General features: G+C 40.8%; 16 protein-coding genes. 5 read left to right on the top strand and 11 right to left on the bottom strand.

What is annotated here, in order from left to right; translation table 11 throughout:
• Window positions 1-204: 204 nt before the first annotated feature.
• Both psb27 and cofH read right to left on the bottom strand, forming a co-directional pair.
• The gene (gene psb27, locus H6G74_RS27040; RefSeq protein ID WP_190970581.1) at window positions 205-600 is read right to left on the bottom strand and encodes a photosystem II protein Psb27; all 396 of its coding nucleotides are present in this window, start codon (window positions 598-600) and stop codon (window positions 205-207) included.
• 174 nt (window positions 601-774) lie between these two features.
• A complete protein-coding gene (gene cofH / locus H6G74_RS27035; RefSeq protein WP_190970580.1) occupies window positions 775-1,908 on the bottom strand; it encodes a 7,8-didemethyl-8-hydroxy-5-deazariboflavin synthase subunit CofH in 1,134 nt (377 codons plus the stop codon).
• 488 nt (window positions 1,909-2,396) lie between these two features.
• Between cofH and H6G74_RS27030 the strand changes: the two genes are divergently transcribed.
• Together H6G74_RS27030 and H6G74_RS27025 are read left to right on the top strand one after the other, a co-directional pair.
• Complete coding sequence (locus H6G74_RS27030) at window positions 2,397-3,632, top strand: glycosyltransferase (protein WP_190970579.1); 1,236 nt, start codon at window positions 2,397-2,399, stop codon at window positions 3,630-3,632.
• A gap of 202 nt (window positions 3,633-3,834) precedes the next feature.
• Window positions 3,835-5,508 carry a glycosyltransferase family 39 protein gene (locus tag H6G74_RS27025; RefSeq protein ID WP_190970596.1) on the top strand — a complete coding sequence of 558 codons (1,674 nt, stop codon included), beginning with the start codon at window positions 3,835-3,837 and terminating at the stop codon, window positions 5,506-5,508.
• Window positions 5,509-5,539: 31 nt separating this feature from the next.
• Here the strand turns inward: H6G74_RS27025 and H6G74_RS27020 are convergent, their stop codons facing one another.
• On the bottom strand, window positions 5,540-6,142 hold the full coding sequence (locus tag H6G74_RS27020) for a DUF3318 domain-containing protein (RefSeq protein WP_190970578.1): 603 nt from the start codon (window positions 6,140-6,142) through the stop codon (window positions 5,540-5,542).
• A gap of 243 nt (window positions 6,143-6,385) precedes the next feature.
• Here H6G74_RS27020 and H6G74_RS27015 point away from each other — a divergent pair, with 243 nt between their 5' ends.
• Window positions 6,386-6,646 carry a hypothetical protein gene (locus tag H6G74_RS27015; protein ID WP_190970577.1) on the top strand — a complete coding sequence of 87 codons (261 nt, stop codon included), beginning with the start codon at window positions 6,386-6,388 and terminating at the stop codon, window positions 6,644-6,646.
• A gap of 162 nt (window positions 6,647-6,808) precedes the next feature.
• Here the strand turns inward: H6G74_RS27015 and H6G74_RS27010 are convergent, their stop codons facing one another.
• From H6G74_RS27010 to H6G74_RS26975, 8 genes are all read right to left on the bottom strand, one after another.
• Window positions 6,809-8,263 (bottom strand): amidohydrolase, encoded by a 1,455-nt coding sequence (locus H6G74_RS27010; protein ID WP_313888519.1) that lies wholly within the window; start codon window positions 8,261-8,263, stop codon window positions 6,809-6,811.
• Window positions 8,264-8,687: 424 nt separating this feature from the next.
• On the bottom strand, window positions 8,688-10,337 hold the full coding sequence (locus H6G74_RS27005; RefSeq protein WP_190970576.1) for an iron uptake porin: 1,650 nt from the start codon (window positions 10,335-10,337) through the stop codon (window positions 8,688-8,690).
• A gap of 116 nt (window positions 10,338-10,453) precedes the next feature.
• A complete protein-coding gene (locus tag H6G74_RS27000; protein WP_190970575.1) occupies window positions 10,454-12,082 on the bottom strand; it encodes an iron uptake porin in 1,629 nt (542 codons plus the stop codon).
• A 132-nt stretch (window positions 12,083-12,214) separates the two neighbouring features.
• Entirely contained in the window at window positions 12,215-12,835 is a 621-nt protein-coding gene (locus H6G74_RS26995) for a Crp/Fnr family transcriptional regulator (RefSeq protein ID WP_190970574.1), read from the bottom strand.
• A 134-nt stretch (window positions 12,836-12,969) separates the two neighbouring features.
• A complete protein-coding gene (locus H6G74_RS26990) occupies window positions 12,970-15,222 on the bottom strand; it encodes a PhoX family protein (protein ID WP_190970573.1) in 2,253 nt (750 codons plus the stop codon).
• A gap of 409 nt (window positions 15,223-15,631) precedes the next feature.
• Window positions 15,632-16,297 carry a phosphate signaling complex protein PhoU gene (gene phoU, locus H6G74_RS26985; protein WP_190970572.1) on the bottom strand — a complete coding sequence of 222 codons (666 nt, stop codon included), beginning with the start codon at window positions 16,295-16,297 and terminating at the stop codon, window positions 15,632-15,634.
• A gap of 28 nt (window positions 16,298-16,325) precedes the next feature.
• A complete protein-coding gene (locus H6G74_RS26980) occupies window positions 16,326-17,660 on the bottom strand; it encodes a PAS domain-containing sensor histidine kinase (protein WP_190970571.1) in 1,335 nt (444 codons plus the stop codon).
• A 60-nt stretch (window positions 17,661-17,720) separates the two neighbouring features.
• On the bottom strand, window positions 17,721-18,473 hold the full coding sequence (locus H6G74_RS26975) for a winged helix-turn-helix domain-containing protein (RefSeq protein ID WP_062289504.1): 753 nt from the start codon (window positions 18,471-18,473) through the stop codon (window positions 17,721-17,723).
• A gap of 551 nt (window positions 18,474-19,024) precedes the next feature.
• Here H6G74_RS26975 and H6G74_RS26970 point away from each other — a divergent pair.
• Both H6G74_RS26970 and H6G74_RS26965 read left to right on the top strand, forming a co-directional pair.
• Window positions 19,025-20,008: a hypothetical protein gene (locus tag H6G74_RS26970; RefSeq protein WP_190591398.1), complete on the top strand. Its 984-nt coding sequence runs from the start codon at window positions 19,025-19,027 to the stop codon at window positions 20,006-20,008.
• 42 nt (window positions 20,009-20,050) lie between these two features.
• Window positions 20,051-21,136: a hypothetical protein gene (locus tag H6G74_RS26965; protein ID WP_190970570.1), complete on the top strand. Its 1,086-nt coding sequence runs from the start codon at window positions 20,051-20,053 to the stop codon at window positions 21,134-21,136.
• Window positions 21,137-21,639 lie beyond the last annotated feature (503 nt).

Genomic DNA, 21,639 nt, shown 5'->3' with positions numbered 1-21,639 from the left:
TCCCCCCACACTCCCCACACTCCCCACACCCGCTACCCATACGTGAGAAATTCGGGTTACACCCCATAACCCTACACCCATTCTTCACAAACAATCTTTGTGCGTCAGCCCTAACAGATATACCTGTGTCAAAATAAATAAATCAAGAGTCCAAAGTCATAACTCTGGACTCTTGAATCTGAAAAAATATCACTAGAGGAATAGTTAAGCACCACGCTTGAGTGCAGATTCTACTTGCTGAAACTCCTGTTCTAGACGACTTTTCAGTTTTTGCGGAACTGGACGGTTTGGGTAAGAACTGTAGTGTCCCGCCAGAGAGTTAAGGGCGGTACGCATGGTTGTAAAAGAACTTAAACCAGAAGTTGAACCAGCGCGTTGATAGCGGGCGGAGAAATCGTTAATTTTTTGCCGCGCATCTGCTTGAAGTGCGGCTTTATCTGGTGAGTCGTCAGTTACTTCTAGGGCTTTTCTCAGGGTACTGACTACAGTCAAGGTGTCTTGGCGATAATCCCCCGTTAAGCTATCAGGGCTGGAACAACCAATTAAGCCAATAGCTAAAACTAAAACCAAAGCAAGCAGACGCGACCAATAGCGTTTCATAAGCATTATTTGAAACTACACATAAATCATCGTCCATCCTATCTTGGAATGGTATCTAGGGGATCAGGAGAAGCATGAAGGATAAAATCAGCAACAAATTTTATCAAAACAGAATTTAGGAGTTATTATTCTGTATTCCTTATGAATTCTGACTCCTGACTTCTGAATTCTTCTTCACACTTTTTGATACAAAGTATCTCGTTGTTGATAAGGCCTTCCCAAAGATGCGATCGCAGTTTGTAAGGTTTCCACTTCCATACAAGTACCGCCCACAGCACCAGCCATTGTGGTGATGTGTTCTTCCATCAATGTGCCACCAATATCGTTACAACCCCAAACTAAGGCTGCTGTCGCCCCAGTTAACCCCAACTTTACCCAACTGGGCTGATGGTGAGGAATCCAATTACCCAAGTAAATTCGGGCGACTGCGCCTAATAATAAAGCATCTGCTAAAACTGGTTGATCACGTCCTACCCGACGACGTAAAGATTTTGGTGCTTCTTGACCCACAAAGGGTAATAAGATAAATTCTGTGATGCGTGCGGGATAGCCGTGATTGATGGCTGTTTGTTGGAGCGATCGCAATTTTTCTAAATGCCCAATTTGTTGTTCTGGGGTTTCGATATGCCCCGATAACATGGTACTGGTGGTAGGTAAACCCAATTTATGGGCTGTGGAGATAATTTCTAACCAAGTCGCTGTGTTAATTTTTTCAGGACACAACACTTTTCGCACTTCATCATCCAACACCTCAGCCGCCGTTCCTGGTATCGAACCAACCCCAGCATCCCGCAAAGCTGCAATCACTGTTGCATAATCCAGCCCATCAATTCTGGCAATAAACTGCACCTCTTGGGGCGAAAAGGCGTGTAAATGAATTTGGGGAAATTCCTGTTTAATCGTTGCAACTAACTTCAGGTAATAAGGCAAAGATTTGCCGTTAATTTGAGCTTCGGGGTTTAATCCCCCCTGCATACAAATTTCTGTCGCCCCCCGCTTAACTGCATCTTGGGACTTTTCTAAAATTTGCCCCCAATCTAACCAATAAGCACCAACATCATCAGCATCGCGGCGGAAAGCACAAAAACTACAATGCTGTTCACAAATGTTGGTAAAATTAATATTACGGTTAATTACATAAGTAATAGTATCGCCTACCTGATTGTAGCGGAGTTGATCGGCTGTGTGACGAATTGCTGCGATCGCTTCAGGAGCAGTTTGCTTTAACAACAATACTCCGTCTTCAGGAGATAAATCGTACCCCATTAAAGCACGTTCAAGAATGTTTGCAACAGAAGTGTTGATCACAATTAATAACTAAAACTGTATTGTTTTTATTGATATTATCTAGCGAAAGTCTAGGGCTTTGTATAGAGATTTTTATTTATACATCCGAAATCTAAGATTTATTACTTAAGAAAATTTGCTAATCGTAAAAATACTTAGCAAAAAATATTTGATGCTTTTTAATAGAAAAATCAGTATTTTTACGGAAACGTTTTCCTAATGATTCAGATAAACTCTATTAGCTCCTGAGTTATTACCTACTTATTTTTACATAGTAGTACTAATTCTGTAATTACCTAATCATTGCACCTACTCGTTAGGTGCATTTGTTTTATAAGTGATCTGACTTATGTAATATTCGGGAGAAGAGGGCAGGATAAACTATGTGCTAATCTAGCGACTTGAGCCAATTTCTGATTATCAGTACATTTGGGGAAAAATAAACTATGTAAAGAAATATAAAATAGGTTAGCAATCTGATTTTCTCTTCCCCACCGTAATTTAGCTCTATGAGAAACAGCCCAAGCAATACATTATTATCAGTGCCATCTGGCGGTTTGCAGATTTCAGAATTTCCACCTCCCCATCTCACAACAGGTAGAACAAACTTTTATTTTTCGCTGATCATTCCTACTTATAAAGAACGTGACAACATCGCCAGGCTCATCAGAGTACTAAGTGAACTGCTAGAGGAAGTGATTCCCGATGATTATGAGTTAATTGTGGTAGATGATGATAGTCCTGATCGCACTTGGGAAGTCGCGCAATCAATGATGGCAGAATATCCCAATTTGCGGGTAATGCGTCGCCAACAAGAACGGGGATTATCTTCAGCAGTTATTCGGGGTTGGCAAGTTGCGAGGGGAAGTGTGTTAGGAGTGATCGATGGAGATTTACAACATCCGCCAGAAGTATTGTCACAACTGTTACATAGTATTGAACAAGGTGCAGACTTGGCGGTTGCTAGTCGTCATATAGAAGGTGGTGGGGTAAGCCGTTGGAGTGCGGTGAGACGCTTTTTATCTCGTGGCGCTCAAGTTTTGGGTTTGATTTTCTTACCAGGGGTATTAGGGAGAGTTTCTGACCCGATGAGTGGTTATTTTATGGTGCGTCGCAGTTGTATTGCAGGGGTGACACTCAATCCTGTAGGCTACAAAATTCTCTTAGAGGTCATTGCTAGGGGAAATGTAGCAGAAATCGCCGAGGTGGGTTATGTATTCTGTGAGCGCAAACAAGGTGAAAGCAAAGTAACTTGGAAGCAATATGTAGAATACTTGCATCACTTATTGCGCTTACGGCTGACTACAACACAAGTGGGACAAAAATTTTCTTTTCCTATTGGTCGATTTCTGCGCTTTGGCTTGGTAGGGCTAAGTGGTGTATTTGTAGATATGGCAATACTTTATTTACTGAGTGACCCATCAACTTTAGCTTTACCATTGACACGCAGTAAAATCATTGCGGGTGAAATTGCTATTTTCAACAATTTTTTGTGGAATGATGCTTGGACATTTGCCGATGTGTCGATGCAGCAGCAAGAATGGCATCATCGTATAAAGCGGTTTTTGAAATTTAATCTGGTGTGCTTGGCGGGATTGGGAATCAATGTTTTGGTGTTAAATTTGGTGTTTAATTTGGTGATTCCCAATCGTTATATTGCTAACTTGATTGCGATCGCAGTTGCGACTATCTGGAATTTTTGGGTGAACTTAAAACTGAGTTGGCGCGTAACTGATGTGAAATGAGGGAGTTTGTTGGGAAGGGGGACACGGGAGACAAGGGAGAAATCTAAATGAACTTAAATTTACAAATCAAGTCAGAATAGCAAAGAGTTGACTTGTAAATGGCGCGGCTATGAAAGTTTTGTTTTGGAGTGCATCGAAATTTTACAAAAATGCGAGCTTGTTGTTATCTACCTTTGCTAACCGCCGCGTTACCCCACAAACCATGTCGGGACATTGGCATTTTGTAACTAATACTCGCTGGTTTCATCCTTTGCTGTTACTGCTGTGGTTGTTGATTGGTCTGGGTTTGCGGTTCACTAATTTAACAGCTAAACCACCTTGGACTGATGAATTTTCGACTTTAGTGTTTAGCTTGGGGAATAGTTTTTTACCAGTACCCTTAGACCAAGCGATCGCACCTGATATTTTATTACAACCATTACAACCCCAAGCAAGTGATACTGTACAAAATGTTTGGGCGCACTTGAGCCGCGAAACTAATCATCCGCCACTATATTTTTTCTTGGCGCATTGGTGGATGCAGTTATTTCCGACACAACAAGGTCTAGTTTCATTATGGGGGGCGCGATCGCTTGCCGCAATCTTTGGTGCTGCATCAATTCCCGCTATTTATGGTTTAGGATGGCTAACTTTTCGCTCTCGCTTGATTGCACATATCGCTGCTGCCATTATGGCGGTATCACCCTACGCGATTTTTTTAGCCCAAGAAGCACGTCATTACACTTTAGCAATTTTGTGGGTAATTGCATCTTTGGCTTGCTTCATTATCGCTACACGCCACATGCAAAATCGCACACCGTTACCCATCAATACAGCACTAGCTTGGGTAGTAATTAATGCTTTCGGAATTGCGACACATTACTTTTTTGTTCTTACCCTTGGTAGTGAAGCTTTAGTCTTACTTGTTATCGGCTGGCGACAACGTAATTTTATCTCTCCACCTTGGCGGCGAATTTATGCGGTTGCTGCTGGTACTGCTGTTTCCGGGATAGTTTGGCTACCCATATTTTTACAGAATAACTATGGTGATAAATTAACCGATTGGATACAACAACCGCGCCAAGGTTTCGAGTGGTTAAACCCATTTTTTCAAGCCTTCGCCGCTTGGGTGACAATGCTTTTTTTATTGCCAATTGAATCACCACAACTAGCAATTATTTTAATTTCTGGTTTAGTAATGTTGATTTTCTTTATTTGGTTTTTACCAATATTGATTCGGGGAATCAAAGTGCAATTACAACAACCAGAAACTCAGGTGATTTGGGGAATTATTTTAGCTGCGATCGCTTTATTTTTTGTCTTTACTTATTTCCTGGGAATTGATTTAACCAGAGGCGCACGTTATAACTTTGTTTACTTTCCGGCTGTCATCCTTTTACTCGGTGCAAGTTTAGCAGTTCGTTGGCAAACTCAGCAAAACAACTATAAAATTACAGGTCAACAAGCTTTAGCTATCATTTGGCTGATGGGGTTTTGTAGTGCGGTAACGGTAATTTGTAATTTGGGTTATCAAAAATACTATCGTCCTGATTTATTTTTACAACTTATCAGGCAAACATCTCAAGTTCCGGCGGTAATTGCCACTACTCAAATTACTCATGTCCAAATAGGTGAAATGATGGGTGTTGCCAGAGAATGGAAACTTCAAAACCAACCCTCACCATCACTACAATTTATTCTTGCTCATCAAGACCAAGACCCAAATAAATCTACAAACACCCTCAATAATATTTTAAAAACTCTACCAAAACCTTTTGATTTGTGGTTAGTAAATTTTCATGCACCTATAGCACCCGAAACCGAAAAATGTCTTGCTGAAACTAAAACTTTACCAGCAGTTAACGGCTATGAATACAAAATCTATCATTGTGAATAGTCATCTCAAATACATTTTTTTGTGGATTTTTTTAACTGTAAGTTTCAGGAATACCCACAGGTGATAAACCTGCGATCGCTCGCAAATTTTGACAACGAATTAATTCGGTAAAATCTAACCCAGGACGTTTTTCTATTTTTGCCATTGCTTCAATTGCAGAGAGTAAATATTGAGCCGCTTCTGTTTCCGAATAACCCCGACGTTGGGCGATTTTAATAGCTGCTTTATCTGCATTTAACTCTGACTCTGATGATTTATTGCTGCGCCAGATGCGGAAAGCTGCGATCGCACTTAATCCTACAGCCACACCCACACCCACAGCATCCGACTGTGACGATTCAATTAATCCCGCCAACAATCCCAGCAACACTACACCTTGATAAATATCCGGTTTAAACCATCTCACCCCAGTCAACCAACTCACTTTCTGCAACAGCGATAAATCCCGTTGTGGCTTGGTTAAACGTCCCCACAAATCAAAATTAATATATATCGGTCTATACTGTTGCCAAGGCAGAGGAAAAGTAGCATCAATCACCTGTGCCTGCTCCGGTTTGCTGACGATTTTAATTGTCATTCTCCCCGAAGCCGGCATCACATCTAATAACCGACGAATTTCAGCATTTTGTTCCATCTTTGTGATTTTCAGTAAGAAATACAGTCAAAATAATGCTTAGAATCTCCTCTTAATTTTCTATTAGTCCGCGCAGGCGGACTTTGTTTGTATAGCTGCGAATTCCATTCGCCAAGGCTTAAGTTGACCTTTAGCGAAATTAAGAGTTGTAAAAAAACAGCCGAATTTAGCAAAATACCAGATAAACAGATATATATTAATTCGGGCTGATATGCTGCCTACTGAGATTAAATTTTAAATTACATGGACGCTTTTGTTCCCATCCCACCTGAATGGACATCCAAGGCAGTTCACGCCTATGAATTTTGCTGTCCAACTTGCCGTTCTAGTAGTTTAGAAGCATTACAGGTTTGGATCAATCGGCGATCGCCTGTATTCTCAGAAGAACATCGCCGCAAATGGCAAGAGTTTTATCAATGCCATTGTGGTTGTGCATGGTGGGCTTGGAGTAGCGACAGACCTCCATCAGATTTAGTCAAACCAGAAGACAACTTTAATTTGTAAAAATCGTGCTTAACCCTGATTGTCAGAGGCGTGTTCGCCTGATATCGAACACGCCATCTTGATTTACCAATTAAAAAACCCATACCGCCGAATCAATATACAAAGATATGGGTTTTCAAATGATAAGGAAAAATTCTGTTTAGTAATATCTGAGAACAGTCGTTAATTCGATGGTCGTAACTCGGCTTGAATTTGCTCACCGATTCTGATGGCTTCACGCCGAATTTGCTCAGTATTAACCGTGAATACCTGACGCTCAGACATCAGAACCTGACCATCTACAATCACAGTGTCAACATCTTGGGCTTTCGCTGCATAAACGAGATGGGAAATAACATCGTAAAGAGGAGTCAAGTGTGCAGATGTGAGGTCTACTTGAATTAAGTCTGCTTGAAGCCCTACCTTAATTGCACCAATTTTATCTGCCAAACCAAGAGCTTCTGCACCTCCCAAGGTTGCCATCCGTAAAACTGTCTTGGCAGGTAAAGTAGTGGGGTCAAGGCTTTTACCTTTATGGATAAGGGCAGTAAGACGAATTGCTTCCCACATATCTAAATCATTGTTGGATGCCGCACCATCCGTACCCAAACCAACCTGAATTCCTGCCTGCACCATTGCCGGAACTGGTGCAAAGCCAGAAGCCAACTTCAAATTAGAGTCAGGATTATGAATCACGCCAACACCGCGTTTTGCCATCAGCGCAATTTCACTTTCGTTAGGCCAGACTACATGGGCAGCAAAAACGCGCGATTCCAGAAAACCGAGATTTTCTAGATGTTGTACTGGGGTGGCATTATAGCGTTGTTGGATGTCTTGGACTTCGGTTTGTGTCTCTGCCAAATGAATGGTCAATGGCACATCATATTGACGTGCTGCCTGTATAGCCTGTGTTAGATGCTCTGGCGAGACAGTATAAGGGGCGTGGGGAGCGAGGGCAGGGATAATTCGTGGATTACGTCCTTTCCAGCGTTTCACGAAATCCACAGCCGCAGCAAACGCATCATCCCAACCACGAAAACCAGGGCTAGGGAAATCTATAGATGAAGGTGCAATTACAGCCCGCAGTCCACATCTTTCAACTACTCTAGCTGCAACATCCGGTTTGAAGTACATATCAACAAACGTCGTAGTACCGCCACTAATCATTTCCCAACAAGCCAGTGTCTCGCCAACACGGATGAAATTTTCGTTAACGAACTGTCCTTCTGCGGGAAATATATAATTTTGTAGCCAATCTTGTAAACTCAAGTCGTCCGCTAAACCGCGAAACAAAACCATTGCGGTATGAGAGTGACCGTTGACCAGCCCTGGCATTAGTACCTTACCTTCGCCTGGTAGTCTCTTAGAGGCTCTGTAAGCTGCCAAAATTTTATCTTCTGTATCTAAGGCAACAATTTTGCCGTTGTTGATGGCTACCGCACCATTCTTAATTACGGGTTGTGCATCATTCATTGTGACGACAAAATCACCGCCAACAATCATTTCTACTCGCTGTCTGTGTTGATTGCCCCAACGGTAATTATATTGGGCGAGGGCTACTTGACCTGTAAAGGCAATCAACACCGTACAGACAAATAAGATAAGTAGTCTGTAGTATTTTGGAAACTGACGTTTCACTCTATTCTTCCTCACTAATTTTTGTTCGTCGTGGAAAAATAGGTCTAATTCTTAACCTAGAATTAAACAGTAATTTTACTGACACTAATTAATATACAAATAACCTGAAATATTTCTGATAAATATTTATAACGGGAGTACTTCTGTCAAGTCTCCATGATAAGTCTTTTACAGGACATGATATGACTGATTTACTGTTAATCTCAAAAACGTTGCAGCCCTAGGCGATCGCATTTCATAGCGATAGTCAGATATATTAAGACAAATTGAAAGCTTGAATGCCAGGAATAATAAGACTTTTCCTTCTACCTTTTGCCTCCTGCTTTCTGCTATATCAAAATCAGCTTTAGTTCCGTCGAACTCACGTTAAATAAAAGCCCGCCTTATAAGGCGGGCTTTTATTCATCTCATCCAAAACTGAAATCTAGAAAGAGAAGGTAGTACGCAATGTACCAACGTAAATAGTATCGTTGTTGTCGTTATGTTCTGGGTTGAAGATTACCAACAAGCCAGGGGTAACTAAGATGTTATCGCTGACTTTGATTTTATAAAGACCTTCTAAGTGATAAGAAGTATCTCTGTCGGTATTTGCTCTAGTACCAAAGTTCAGGTCAGTAACTTTGGGTGGTTGACCAAAAATTATCCCCAAGGTGTTGCCTTCTCTACCCAGGTCTTTGACTGATAAATTAGCAGCCCAGTACCAAATATCTGCACTACCAGAGGTTGGCCCCTGTTCAACTTGTGCATCAGTGTAACCTACCCAACCACCAATGCCAATTTTGTCAGTGGGGCGGAAGTTAGCCATGAAACTGTAGTTATTAGCTGTGGTACCAATGTTACCGAAAGGTCTGTTGGAAAGAGAACTACCTTGGCTGCCAAACAGGTTGACATCAATATCAGCACCATCATTTTGATAAGTGTGAGAGTAAGCAAAACCAACGTTGATCTGTTTGCTTGGTTTGAAGTCTATTTGACCAAAGTAGGCATTAGATCCGTTGAACAGACCATTACCTTGGCTGGGGTCACTAGCGTTGGGTGCAAGATACGCACCTGTTAAGCTGATGGGGCCTTTGGGGTTGACTGTCACAGTCAAACCAGCACCACCAGGAGATGATGCCCGATAAATTGGGCTGAAACGTCCGTAGCGAGAGATTGCACCTGTACCACTACTTCTGAAGTCTGGGTTGAACACGTTGATGTTGTTCCAAAGTTCTGCACCAAATGCGTCAACTTTGACTCGCACTGCATCACTCACCAAGTTGAATTCATAGTTGAGTTTATCAACTTCAACACTGTTACCATTATCGCCATCATGACCTAAGCGAGTCATGCTGGTACCTGTAACATTGGGTCTAGTTGAGCTTCCACCGTCGAATTGAGTAAGATTCCGAGCTTGCAAACGAGTTTGCAATCTATCTGAACCTGTGAAGCTGGTATACAAGTTCAAGCGTACCCGGTTAGCAAAGATCACGTTTTCATTTAGATCAGCGTTGTTGTTGGGATTAGTGTCTGTATCAGCGCGATCATCACCAAAGGGTGCAGCTACAGTGAAAATAGCTTCACCAACCAACTTGGTAGTAGTAGAAAATTGATTAGCTTCTAACTCAGCAGTGCGAGCTTCTAGCGCATCTACCCGACCACGCAGAGTTGCCAATTCCGCCGAAAACTCTTCTTGTAAACGTTGTAATGTGGCTAAATCTTCTTTAGTGACTAAATCTGCTGTTGCTGTCGCAATCAGTTCGTTAACCCTATCTAAACAAGCATTCAAACCAGCCGCAAACTCATAACGAGTTAAAGCCCGGTTGCCCCGATATGTACCGTTGGGATAACCTGCAATACAACCGTAACGTTCTACTAAAGACTGTAACGCTTGGAATGCCCAATCTGTTGGTTGCACATCCGAAAACTGTGATACGGATGTCACTTGACCCATGCTGTCATTTTGTTGGGTTAGTTGTGCAACAGTTGTAATTTGTTCGTTAGCTTCTCCAGCTAAGGCGCTGTTAGCTGCCAATAAAGACGCAGCTAAAATTGCTGGACTAACTTTTAATACATTCCAGAAAGAACTTTTCATGATTTTGTTTGCTTTCACTCACACCATACCGTCAAAGTTTATGGGTATTTTCCTTATTATTTTTTAAGGGAAAATACCCACCAACCTTGTTTTTATTATATCACGTAAGTGTGATTTTAGAAAGTAAAAGTTGTGCGGAGTGTACCAACGTAGATGGTATCGTTTCGATCGTTATTTTCAGGATTGAAAATCACCAACAAGCCAGGAGTCACTTGAATATTGTTGTTAACCTTGATTTTATAGAGACCTTCCAAATGATAAGCTGTGTCTCCATCTCTACGATTAGCAACAGGAGTATCTGTAACTGTTGGCTGCTGACCAAATACTAGACCTAGTACGTTACCTTCTTTACCAAAATCTTTGAGGGCTAAGGTTCCAGCCCAGTAGACGACATCTGCATTTCTGCCTCTATTGGAGCCACTTTCAGCTACAGCATTGGAGTATCCAGCCCAACCACCAATAGTTAATTTAGAACTAGGTTGAAAGCTCGCTTGGATACCGTAGTGATTACCTGTAGTAGCAACACTAGTACCAAAGGGGCTGATAGCATATAAACTACCAGTATTTCCTGTGAAATTAACGTTGTTAGTTCCACCATTTCTGGCACCGTCATAAGTATGGGCGTAGGCAAAACCAATATTAAAGGCTTTACTGGGTTTAAATTCTAGTTGTCCAAAAGCTGCATAGTCACCGTTGAACAAGCCAAAACCTGCATCGGGGTTACTGGCTTTAGATGCTAAATAAGCTCCGGTCAAACTAATAGCACCTTTAGGGTTAAGAGTAACTGTTAAACCAGCACCACCAGAGCCTAAACGATAAATGGGGCTGAAACGTCCGTAACGTGAAATTGCACCTGTACCACTGCTTCTAAAATCTGGGTTGAAGACGTTGACGTTTTCCCACAACTCAGCAGTGTTGGCATCAACTTTCACCCGAATATAATCGCTCAAATTGAAAGCGTAGTTAATTTTATCAACTTGAACTTGGTTGGAAGTATTGTCTACAAAAGACAGGCGGGTTTGACTTGTACCAGTTACATTGGGTGTAGCATTGACGTTATTTCCAGATTGTAACCGGACTTGTAGTTGATCTGTGCCTGTAAAGCTGCTTAATAAGTTTAAACGTACCCGGTAATCAAAAGTAGTGTTAGAAGTTAAATCCTGTGTTGGTGTCTGAGAATTGGGTACTGCTCGGTTATCTCCAAAAACTTGAGTTGCGTCAAAAACCGCTTCACCAACCAACTTGGTAGTAGTAGAAAATTGATTGGCTTCTAACTCAGCAGTGCGAGCTTCTAGCGCATCTACCCGACCACGCAGAGTTGCCAATTCCGCCGAAAACTCTTCTTGTAAACGTTGTAATGTGGCTAAATCTTCTTTAGTGACTAAATCTGCTGTTGCTGTCGCAATCAGTTCGTTAACCCTATCTAAACAAGCATTCAAACCAGCCGCAAACTCATAGCGAGTTAAAGCCCGGTTGCCCCGATATGTACCGTTGGGATAACCTGCAATACAACCGTAACGTTCTACTAAAGACTGTAACGCTTGGAATGCCCAATCTGTTGGTTGCACATCCGAAAACTGTGATACGGATGTCACTTGACCCATGCTGTCATTTTGTTGGGTTAGTTGTGCAACAGTTGTAATTTGTTCGTTAGCTTCTCCAGCTAAGGCGCTGTTAGCTGCTAATAAAGACGCAGCTAAAATTGCTGGACTAACTTTTAGTACATTCCAAAAAAGTCTGGTCATTATCTTCACTCTCACTCACACCCACTAGTGCAATGTATGGATGTATTTGGGCTACAATTGCTGCTTGTTTTATGGGTATTCACTAAATAATTACAGGCATCAATATATCAGAGAGGATGCAACCAACACAAGTTAATAAGCATTGTTTTTAACTATAGTTTGGGTAGTAAATTTATTTGGTAAACGCAAAATAATCCGTCGTTTGTATCTTAATAAGACCCCTTCTTCTTCAAATTGTTGTAATAGTCTGGTAATTGTCACCCTAGTGGTGTTTAAAACTTCGGCAATTTCTTGATGAGTGATGTTGATGTCGATAACTCGATCTTGTTCGACATTCCGTCCAAATTTATCACTCAGCCAAACCAAAAATTTCCATAAGCGCAGGGAAATGGGTTTGAGATGGACAATGCTTAAAAGCTCTTCTGATTGTTGAATATGGGCAAGTAAGCCTGCCATATCTTGATGCCAGAGATAAGAAGGTACAATACTTACCTCGACGCTGGTTAGGCACTCAATTTGGTAGGGTTTGACTTTCGATAGGGGAGAACCAATCAAATCCCCTGGACCCCAATAACCTAAAGTGATGAAAGTTCCATCTTCTGCCCAAGTGAGAGTGCGGACTGCACCACGTTCGATGCGCCAGATGATCTCGTTTCTGAGGGGAATGATTTCTTTCCGGGCAAAGATTTTTAGTGATAATTGTTCACTAACAGATGCCGTGGATAATGTTGGTGTCAAACTAGTAGATGTCATTATAAATTTTATGGGATCTGGTGAAAGTTTTGATTTTTTACAAGGCGATCGCAGCAAAACTATTGGGGCTAATTTCTAACAGCTATTTGCTTGATAATTTCACAATCATTTGTAGCTAAATAATAGATGTCTGATTATGTAGTTAATTGAGGATTTTGATATATTTTGTTAGTAGATATTGCCGTTTTTGTGATAGCGATAACCGCTGGTTTTGGGGGTGCATTTGGTGTTTTATCAGGCCAATTAGAACCAATGGGAATTTGACGAGTTTGCAAAAATTCTTCGCCTGTGGTAGAGGTGACTACAAATTGTCTGGTTTCGATTGCTTGGTTTTTTCTGGTGCCATTTGTTTCACCTGGATGTTGTATAGATAAGAACATAGTTGTTTGATCATTTGTGAAACAAGGGCCTGTCGTTTCACATTCCATTGGCCCCATTGCAAATAAAAAGGCTTTGCCTGCATCTGCGCCACTGGTGGGGATAAACCACATAGAGTTATTGCCAAACAAGCCAGACAAACTCACCGATTTTCCGGGTTCAGCATTGCGGTTATTCACGGCGTTATTGAGTTTGGTGGTGGAAATATCTGTCACCATCCAGACATTACCTTGTCGGTCGAGTAATAAATTATCGGGATTGGCAAAACCCATCCCGCCTGCGGCTGGTTCTCCACCTGTGGCTAACATTTGCCAACGAAAACTCATGGCTGCGGGGTCGTTGTTATCTTCAGTTAAACGCATCACCCAGCCGTATTCATAGCCTGGTTCACCTTTGGGACTTTTAAACACTCGCACATCCGAACCACCTTGTTTGTCTGGCGCACCAGATGTAAAAGTGATGTATAAATCACCGTTGGGGGCAATTTCTGTATCTTCTGGACGGGCTGTGCAGGTAGCGCCAGCAGCATTAGCGGCGTAATGTGCATCAATTAAAATTGCGCCTTGTTTTTCTTCGGTGTTGCCTGTGTAAAGGTCTGCGAGTTTTTGATACTTTTGTTTGTACTGGGCGATCGCTTCATCTTTGCTGACTGCAAAATAACCTGCCTTCAGGTCTGTTGTTTCGGCTTTGGTTCCCAGGGGCAACAAAATGATATTACCAGCAATCTGACTCGGCACATCGGGATTAACCGGAGTCTCGGCTTTCAGGGGTATCCAGCTACCAGTACCATCGGCGTTGAATTTGGCAGCGTACAGCATTCCCTGTTGCAATAGCCGTGAATTGCCTTTGTCTTGGGGATTTTTTACCTGATCACGACTGACAAATTTATATATGTGTCCGCCACGGCGATCGCACCCTGAATAAAATGCTAATGGTTTACCTGCTTCTACCCGCACACCGACGGCTTCATGGCGATAACGTCCTAACCAAGTGTGTTTCGTCCCGTAATCTTGGGGGTTAGCGGGGTCAATTTCCACAATCCAACCATATTTATTCCCGGCTAAACCAAATACATTTCCTTGTCCAAATAATTCTTCATCCCCCAAAGCAAAGGGCAATGTCCCAGGGTTAAAAGCTGTACCATCAGCATAAACTGGTTCCGGTACTTGGGCTTGGAAGTTTTCTTCGGCACTCAAAACTGTTCCCCAAGGTGTTGTTCCCCCTGCACAGTTGCCAAAAGTGCCAATAATGCGATCGCCCAGTTTATCGATGTATCCTTGTCCTGTTTGCTTGCGAAATATTGCCACGGCGGGGCCTGTGGCTTTTAAATAGCGATTATCTTTTAGTCCCGAAATCCCACTAATGCGTCTATCTGCTGGGGAATTAGTTCTTTCCCACTTACCATTGGCTGTTTTTTGCAGGGAAATAACACCTAAACCTTGATCTATTAAAGCTGCTTGACAAATTTCGGCAATTTGAGCTTTTACTGAGTCATTATCTGGCAAAGCATAAGCATTAATGGCATTTTTCCCGGAATTTGTGCTGTCTAAAGCTGCTTTCACCTCAGCAAACGGTAATGATTGACCAATGACTTGCTGATAGGTTTCCATCCAAGGAATCGCACTGATATACTCAAAATTCACTGCCAGATAACCAGCATTTTCGGTGGTGGAGATAAACGATAAATAATCGTTGTTGTAACCAAACCGCGAATCTCCGACTTGATCACCCCAAGCCGCAATGACTTGATATCCAAACCCTTCTGGTAGTACCAAGTCATCTACGACTTCATAACTACTATATTGGACTTGTTGCTGTTCCCGATTGAAGCCTGCTGTTTCTAAGGGAATCGGCCCTTTGATGGGTTTAAACGAAAATGCCGATTCTCCCACAAATGATGTGTTTCTTTGCGTCGTTGTCTTTTGACCGCAACCTGCGAGATTAGCCAGCGCCAATGCACTTGCGCTACCTCCCATTAATAGCAATAAATCCCGACGCTTGATACTCATTTATATCAGTAAAGCGATAGTTCCTGTGATTTCGGATACTTTAATCAGTCAAGGTTAAGAATAGGTAAAAATTCAGTGAAATCTAACTCAGTTAAGCAAGTTTTAACTTTTTGGTAGTTCAAAATACTAGTCATACCATTTTGGATTTTAGATTTTAGATTTTGGATTGGGTAAGGGTTGATCGGTAAGCTTTTGAGTCATCCATCTGTCGCAATCATTTTTTAATTTGGTGTCAGTTCAGATCCCCGACTTCTTCAAGAAGTCGGGGATCTCTTAATTCCTCAGCGAAAAAAAACGAGAATTGGAAATTTATATATCCCAATTCTCGTTTTTTTATGTTGTATTTAGTAACAAAAAATTTGCTAAATAATCAATTCCTTAATTTGGAAAAATCTCTCATCAATTATTGTTAACCGCGTTGACCAGTGACAATATATGCTACTCTCTGACCAATATTAGTAGCATGATCAGCCATTCGTTCCAAACAACGAATTGCTAGTGCTAACAAAATAATTGGCTCCACCACTCCAGGAATATCCCGTTGTTGAGCTAAAGTTTGATAAAGGCGATCGTAAGCATTATCTACAGCATCATCTAAGTGCTTAATTCCCCGTCCGCCAGCTTCATCTAAATCAGCCAAAGCTACCAAGCTAGTTGCTAACATTGCCTGGGCATGGTGTGACATGATTTCAATTTCTGGTAAAGATGGATGAGGTGGATAAGGGAAAAGTTTAACTGCTATTTTGCCTAAATCTTTGGCATAATCTCCTATACGTTCTAAATCTCGAACTAATTGCATAAAGGCACTCAAACAGCGCAAATCTTGCTCTGTTGGTGCTTGGGTCATGATGGCTGTACAGTCTGATTCTATTTGTCTATAAAAACGGTCAATTTTTTTATCTAATTGGGGGAGTTCTTCAGCAGCCGTAAGGTTACGAGCAAATAACGCTTGGTGGCTGAGGCGAAATGATTGTTCTACCAAAGCTCCCATACGTAAAACATCTCGTTCTAAGCGCCTGATGGCACGCGCCAACTGAGAACTGTCAGGATTGGGATTATAAACGACAGCTTCCACACTTGTATTCTCAAAAGTGAAGATACTATTAACTATAGTCTTGGCTTTGAGAGTTCGCCACCACTTCGGGGAGAGTGAGCTGCATCCACGCCCCACCTGTTTGGGGATGGTTCATGGCTTTAATGGAACCACCATGTGCTAAGAGAATTTGCCGGACGATCGCTAAACCCAAACCATTTCCGACAATTGAGCCAATGGAATTATCTTGTAAGGGCGAATGAGTTCTGGCTTGATCTCCGCGATAAAATCGCTCAAAGATATGCGGTAAATCTGCTTCTGAAAAACCTGTACCGGAATCAATTAAATTTACTTCTAAAAAGGAATGTATAGAATTATTTTGATGATGATGATGATTATCTTCAGAAAATCTAATTTTTGCTTCTACTTGAATGTTGGTGCTAGGAGAACTGTACTTAATACTATTGTCGAGCAAATTGAGAAAAACTTGATAAATTCTGGCTTGATCAGCTTTTACCCAAATATCTTGCGGCCCAGAATAGTGCAGCGACAGGTGTTGTCTTTGTGCCAAGGGTTCTAATGTTTCCCAAACAGATGTAATCAGCGATCGCAATTCCACTGGTTCCAGATGCAGTTGCATAGTTGGGTTAGCTTCGATTTGCGTCAGTTCTAACCAGCCTTGGACTAAGCTAATCAATCGGTCAACTTCTTGCATCAAGCGGTCAACCCAACGGTTTAATGGTGGTTCTAGGCGATGCTGTAAGGTTTCTGCAACCAGCCGAATGGAAGTTAATGGTGTTCTGAGTTCATGGGCTAAATCAGAAAATGAGCGATCGCGTTCTTGATTTACGTCTAAAAGTGGTTGACGATTTTCCAAAAATACGCCTACCTGACCGTTGGGTAAGGGCAATCCAGAGGCGCGTAAGGTCATAGACTTGATTGTGGGCAATTCGGCTGGATTGTCGGATGAGGGATGAAATAACCACTCTTTGGTTTGGGGTTTTTGGCGATCGCGTGTTTGCTCAACTAACCGATCTAATTCATAGGAACGCACTAATTCTAACAACAAGCGCACTTGCCCCGGTTGCCATCTTTGCAGATATAAAATTTTTCGCGCTTGTTGATTGCACCACAGCAATTGATTTTCTTCATCTACTTGCAAGTATCCTATAGGTGCAAAATCCAATAGGTCTTGATAAGTTTGTAGAGATTGCTGTAAATCTTGGCGCTGCTGTTGTAATGTCTTGATTTCCTGACGCAAACGAGGTAATAGCGGTAGAGCTAAGTCAGTAGAACTAGAGTAGGGTTGAAGAACTCTCCCCAAGTAACGGTTTAATTGAATCTGTTGCCAAATCCAAAACCCAATACCTACCGCCAAACCTAGAATTAATCCCAATAAGAACATTGTGAGTCCCAGTTGCTAGTTGCGTCGTAATTAATAAAAACTAACAACTATCTTCACCAATTATCCGAAACGATAGCCAAATCCTCTTACAGTCACAATATATTCGGGGTGGCTAGGATCTAACTCTAACTTCTCCCGCAACCAGCGAATGTGAACATCTACAGTCTTGCTATCGCCAACGAAATCTGGCCCCCAAACCTGATCTAACAACTGTTCCCGCGACCAAACTCGCCGCGCATAACTCATAAACAATTCCAGCAACCGGAATTCTTTCGGGGAAAGATTGACTTCTTGACCCCGCACTAGTACCCGACATTCTTGGGGGTTTAAGGTCACGTCTTTGTATTTCAGAACGGGTAATTGCGGTAAAGTGCTTAAACGTTGACGACGCAGCAGTGCGCGACAGCGAGCCACTAATTCCCGCATACTAAATGGTTTGGTGAGATAGTCATCTGCACCAACTTCTAAACCCAACACGCGATCGGTTTCACTACCCTTAGCACTCAGCATCAAAATCGGCACTGGATTACCCTGATGGCGCAGCAAGCGACAAATATCTAAACCATTGATTTGCGGCAACATCAAGTCAAGAATCACCAAATCAAAAGGGAACTCACCTGAGTTGGGTTCATAGCTTTTGAGATACTCGATCGCAACCCTGCCATCTGGCGCTGTCACGACCCCGTAACCTTCCTCCTCCAATGCTACAGATAGCATCTCTTGGATTAACTCTTCATCTTCTACCACTAGAATCTGACTTGTGTGTCCGATATCTGCTCTGGCAGAATACTTGGTCGATTCACTGGTGTACATTGATATCACAAAAGTCTGCCCTGTGCTTGTATCAATATTGAGAAACGAGTCAATTATCTAATCTCTCGGTGCATTCACTGTCGCACCTGAGCAAATTACTTTGCAAAAAGTAACATATATAACAGTCATGTCTACAAAACATTATAAAGCAAGTTTGTTGCATATTAGCAAAAAACTCGTTGTCAAACTTCACACTCAAATGTTATGAAGTTTGCTGTTATCTGCTACTAGTTGCAGACTAGGTGATTCTACACTGCTACATCGCCGAAAAACAAGCTTTTCACGTCAGCCATTACTCTCTCTTGACAAGGGCAAGAGAGTTTGAGTATACTTATTAGTACAAATTTACTATAAAATTTCTCGTAGCAAACATACCAACAAGAAACCAGTACGGTTAATTGACATCGTACTTGATTCACCGTATTTCTTCATTCCAGTATTTGTACTGAACAAAAATCACTGTGTTAAAGGTTACTCTGATGTCTGCATAGGGTAGCTATTGGTATGGTTTGCTACCTGTTCAATTCATTGCTAATTAAGGGAGTTTGAGTATGACTTCAGTTGCAGTTAAAGACAGTAAACAGCAACTAATACAAGCATTTCAACAAATTTTAGCTGAACAAAAAAAATTAGAATCAAAAATTGCGACTAAACAAGAAGAAGCTGAAAAAGCCAAAAACCAAGAAATTTTAACTGCGGCTTCTACATATACCGTTGATAGTATTGTTAAAGGTTTAGCCGATTTACAACTTGAATTTGGTAGTATTGTCACCTCTCTATCAGAAAAACTTGCAAAAGAAAATTCCAAATTAGATGAACTCAACCGAGCGATAGAAATTGCTACTCAAAATCTTCAAGAACTGCAAAGAATTAGAATTGTTGCAGATACATTAGATATTCTTACTCAAGAACATCAAGAAAAGTTAAAAACTTTAGAACAAGATACCGCTAGTAAACAAGAATCTATTGAAAAAGAAATTGCTCTCAAACGTAAAGAATGGCAAAAAGAGCAGTCAGAATATGAAGAAGCTATCACAGCATACAATGATACAACTAATAAAGAACGTCAACGAGAACAAGAAGAATATCAATATAAATTAGAAACTACTCGTAAGCTCAACACCGATGCTTACGAAGCCAAAAAACGCACCTCAGAAAGAGATATCCAAGAAAAGACTGAACAGAAAGAAAAAGACTGGACTGAACGGGAGAAAGTTTTATCTAGTAATCAAGCTTTATTTAAAGAATATCAGCAAAAAGTAGCAGCTTTCCCCACTGAATTGGAAGAAGCCGTGAAAAAGGCGCGAGAAGAAGCAATTAAAGAAACTAGTCAAAAAGCCAAAATCGAAGCTGATTTATTTGAGAAAGAATGGGAATCTACCAAGCAAAGCTATGAACTCAAAATCCAAAGCTTAGAACAGACAATTACCAAGCAAACTGAGCAAATCGAAAGTATTTCCACCCAATTACAAGCCACTCTGAAGCAGGCGCAAGATTTAGCAATGAGAGCTTTTGGTAATTCTGCTGCTAAATAGATAATTCTTATCTGAGTAATTTAGAATCATTGGAGGTTAAATATGGCTAGTAAGAAACTCACAGATAAGAATACCAAAGCTGAAATTCTGCAAGCTTATGAAGAGTTAACAAAAGAAACGTCTGGGCTAAAAACTCAACTAAATCAAGCCTTAAAAGCAAATCAAAATGCCAATGTAGAAAAGCCAAAAGTAGAACAAAATACAACTATCACTATGACTCAGCCTACAACTATCCAACAAAAGATGAATTATACAATTGAAAGTTTAGCTAAAATTCAACTGGGTTTTGGTAGTGCGGCAAATGAGTTATCAGAACAATTAACCACTCAAGCTTCTAAATTAGGAGAAATTAGACAATCTGTAGAAGCAGAAATTACCGCCTTAAAGCAACTACATAATTTAGAAATTGCTGAAGATACATTAGACACTTTGATTACAGCCTATGAAGATAATTCTAAGGCATATCAAGAAGAGTATAATCAGCGTTATGAAGTATTATCACAAGATATACTTGAGCAGCGTATTGCTTGGCAAAAAGAACAGGATGAATATAAGCAATCAACTAAAGAACGTAATGATAATTTAAATAAAACCCGACAGCGTGACACAGCCGAGTATAAATATGATTTGGAATTGCAACGCAAGTTGGAATTTGATGAATATGAACAATCCCAAAAAACTTTATATAAACAATTAGAAGAATTTCAACAAGAAACAGAAAAGCAATGGGCTGAAAAGGAAAAACAAATTGCAGAACGCGAAAAGCAATTTGAAGAAGCAAAAGTAAAGGTAGAAGCATTCCCAAAAGAGAAAGAAGCAGCCATCAAAAAAGCCACAGAAGAAGGTAAAGGAATCGCTCATTACCAAGCCAAGGTAAAATCTGATTTATATGGGAAAGAAGTCGAAGGACAAAAGCGTTTCTATGAGCAAAGATTACAATCCCTAGAACAAACTATCACTAACCAAGAAACACGTATTCAAAATCTATCCAAACAATTGGAATCTGCGCTGAAACAAGTTCAAGATTTGGCAGTTAAGGCTATTGAAGGAACTGCAAATGTCAATTCTTACCAAGCAATTAAAGAGATTGCATTAGAACAAGCAAAAAGTCAGGTGAAGAATAAATAGACATTAATTTAGAGACGTAATTACTAATTACGTCTCTACTTTTTAGGCATTATTTGTAATAAATGATTATTGATAATCAGGGTTCAGTCTTATTAGGCTTACCATTGTTCAGAGGTTTCTTGCGGGGAGTTGCGTTTTCATTAGATTTTTTATTGGGTTGGGGGTTGGTGTTTGATTTTTGGTTAGACATAAGACTGGGAAATTAACTATACATTGATATACAACAAGAATATTACTGAATCCAGAAATTAGTTAAAAAATTTACATATAAAAATAAAAAAGAGACGCGGTTATACTTGCGCCTCTAGATAGAGAAGAAACCCAATATTGTAAAAAATTAAAAGTTTTAGTAAATGTGATCGTTATTAGTGAAGTTTTATAAAAAACTATGGTTCTTCCGGTAATTTTATGGAGAATTAGTAGTAAAGTGCCAAGTTAATAAGCTACGTAAGCGGAAATTACTAAAGTTGCGAAAGCCATATCCAAGTCTTTTGATTAACTTG

Origin of the sequence: Nostoc spongiaeforme FACHB-130, from assembly GCF_014698475.1 — a bacterium.
In the GTDB taxonomy this organism is placed as follows: domain Bacteria; phylum Cyanobacteriota; class Cyanobacteriia; order Cyanobacteriales; family Nostocaceae; genus Nostoc_B; species Nostoc_B spongiaeforme.
Note: the sequence above shows the minus strand (reverse complement) of the source record. Positions and strands in the feature narration are given on the sequence as shown.

What these genes read in the sequence shown, in the direction of transcription:
- H6G74_RS27025 (WP_190970596.1), top strand. Translation starts at nt 3,835, where the DNA reads ATGTCGGGACATTGGCATTTTGTAACTAATACTCGCTGGTTTCATCCT.
- H6G74_RS26975 (WP_062289504.1), bottom strand. Translation starts at nt 18,473, where the DNA reads ATGTACACCAGTGAATCGACCAAGTATTCTGCCAGAGCAGATATCGGA.
- H6G74_RS27020 (WP_190970578.1), bottom strand. Translation starts at nt 6,142, where the DNA reads ATGGAACAAAATGCTGAAATTCGTCGGTTATTAGATGTGATGCCGGCT.
- H6G74_RS27005 (WP_190970576.1), bottom strand. Translation starts at nt 10,337, where the DNA reads ATGAAAAGTTCTTTCTGGAATGTATTAAAAGTTAGTCCAGCAATTTTA.
- psb27 (WP_190970581.1), bottom strand. Translation starts at nt 600, where the DNA reads ATGAAACGCTATTGGTCGCGTCTGCTTGCTTTGGTTTTAGTTTTAGCT.
- H6G74_RS27030 (WP_190970579.1), top strand. Translation starts at nt 2,397, where the DNA reads ATGAGAAACAGCCCAAGCAATACATTATTATCAGTGCCATCTGGCGGT.
- H6G74_RS26990 (WP_190970573.1), bottom strand. Translation starts at nt 15,222, where the DNA reads ATGAGTATCAAGCGTCGGGATTTATTGCTATTAATGGGAGGTAGCGCA.
- H6G74_RS26970 (WP_190591398.1), top strand. Translation starts at nt 19,025, where the DNA reads ATGACTTCAGTTGCAGTTAAAGACAGTAAACAGCAACTAATACAAGCA.
- H6G74_RS27015 (WP_190970577.1), top strand. Translation starts at nt 6,386, where the DNA reads ATGGACGCTTTTGTTCCCATCCCACCTGAATGGACATCCAAGGCAGTT.
- H6G74_RS26965 (WP_190970570.1), top strand. Translation starts at nt 20,051, where the DNA reads ATGGCTAGTAAGAAACTCACAGATAAGAATACCAAAGCTGAAATTCTG.
- H6G74_RS26995 (WP_190970574.1), bottom strand. Translation starts at nt 12,835, where the DNA reads ATGACATCTACTAGTTTGACACCAACATTATCCACGGCATCTGTTAGT.
- H6G74_RS26980 (WP_190970571.1), bottom strand. Translation starts at nt 17,660, where the DNA reads ATGTTCTTATTGGGATTAATTCTAGGTTTGGCGGTAGGTATTGGGTTT.
- H6G74_RS27000 (WP_190970575.1), bottom strand. Translation starts at nt 12,082, where the DNA reads ATGACCAGACTTTTTTGGAATGTACTAAAAGTTAGTCCAGCAATTTTA.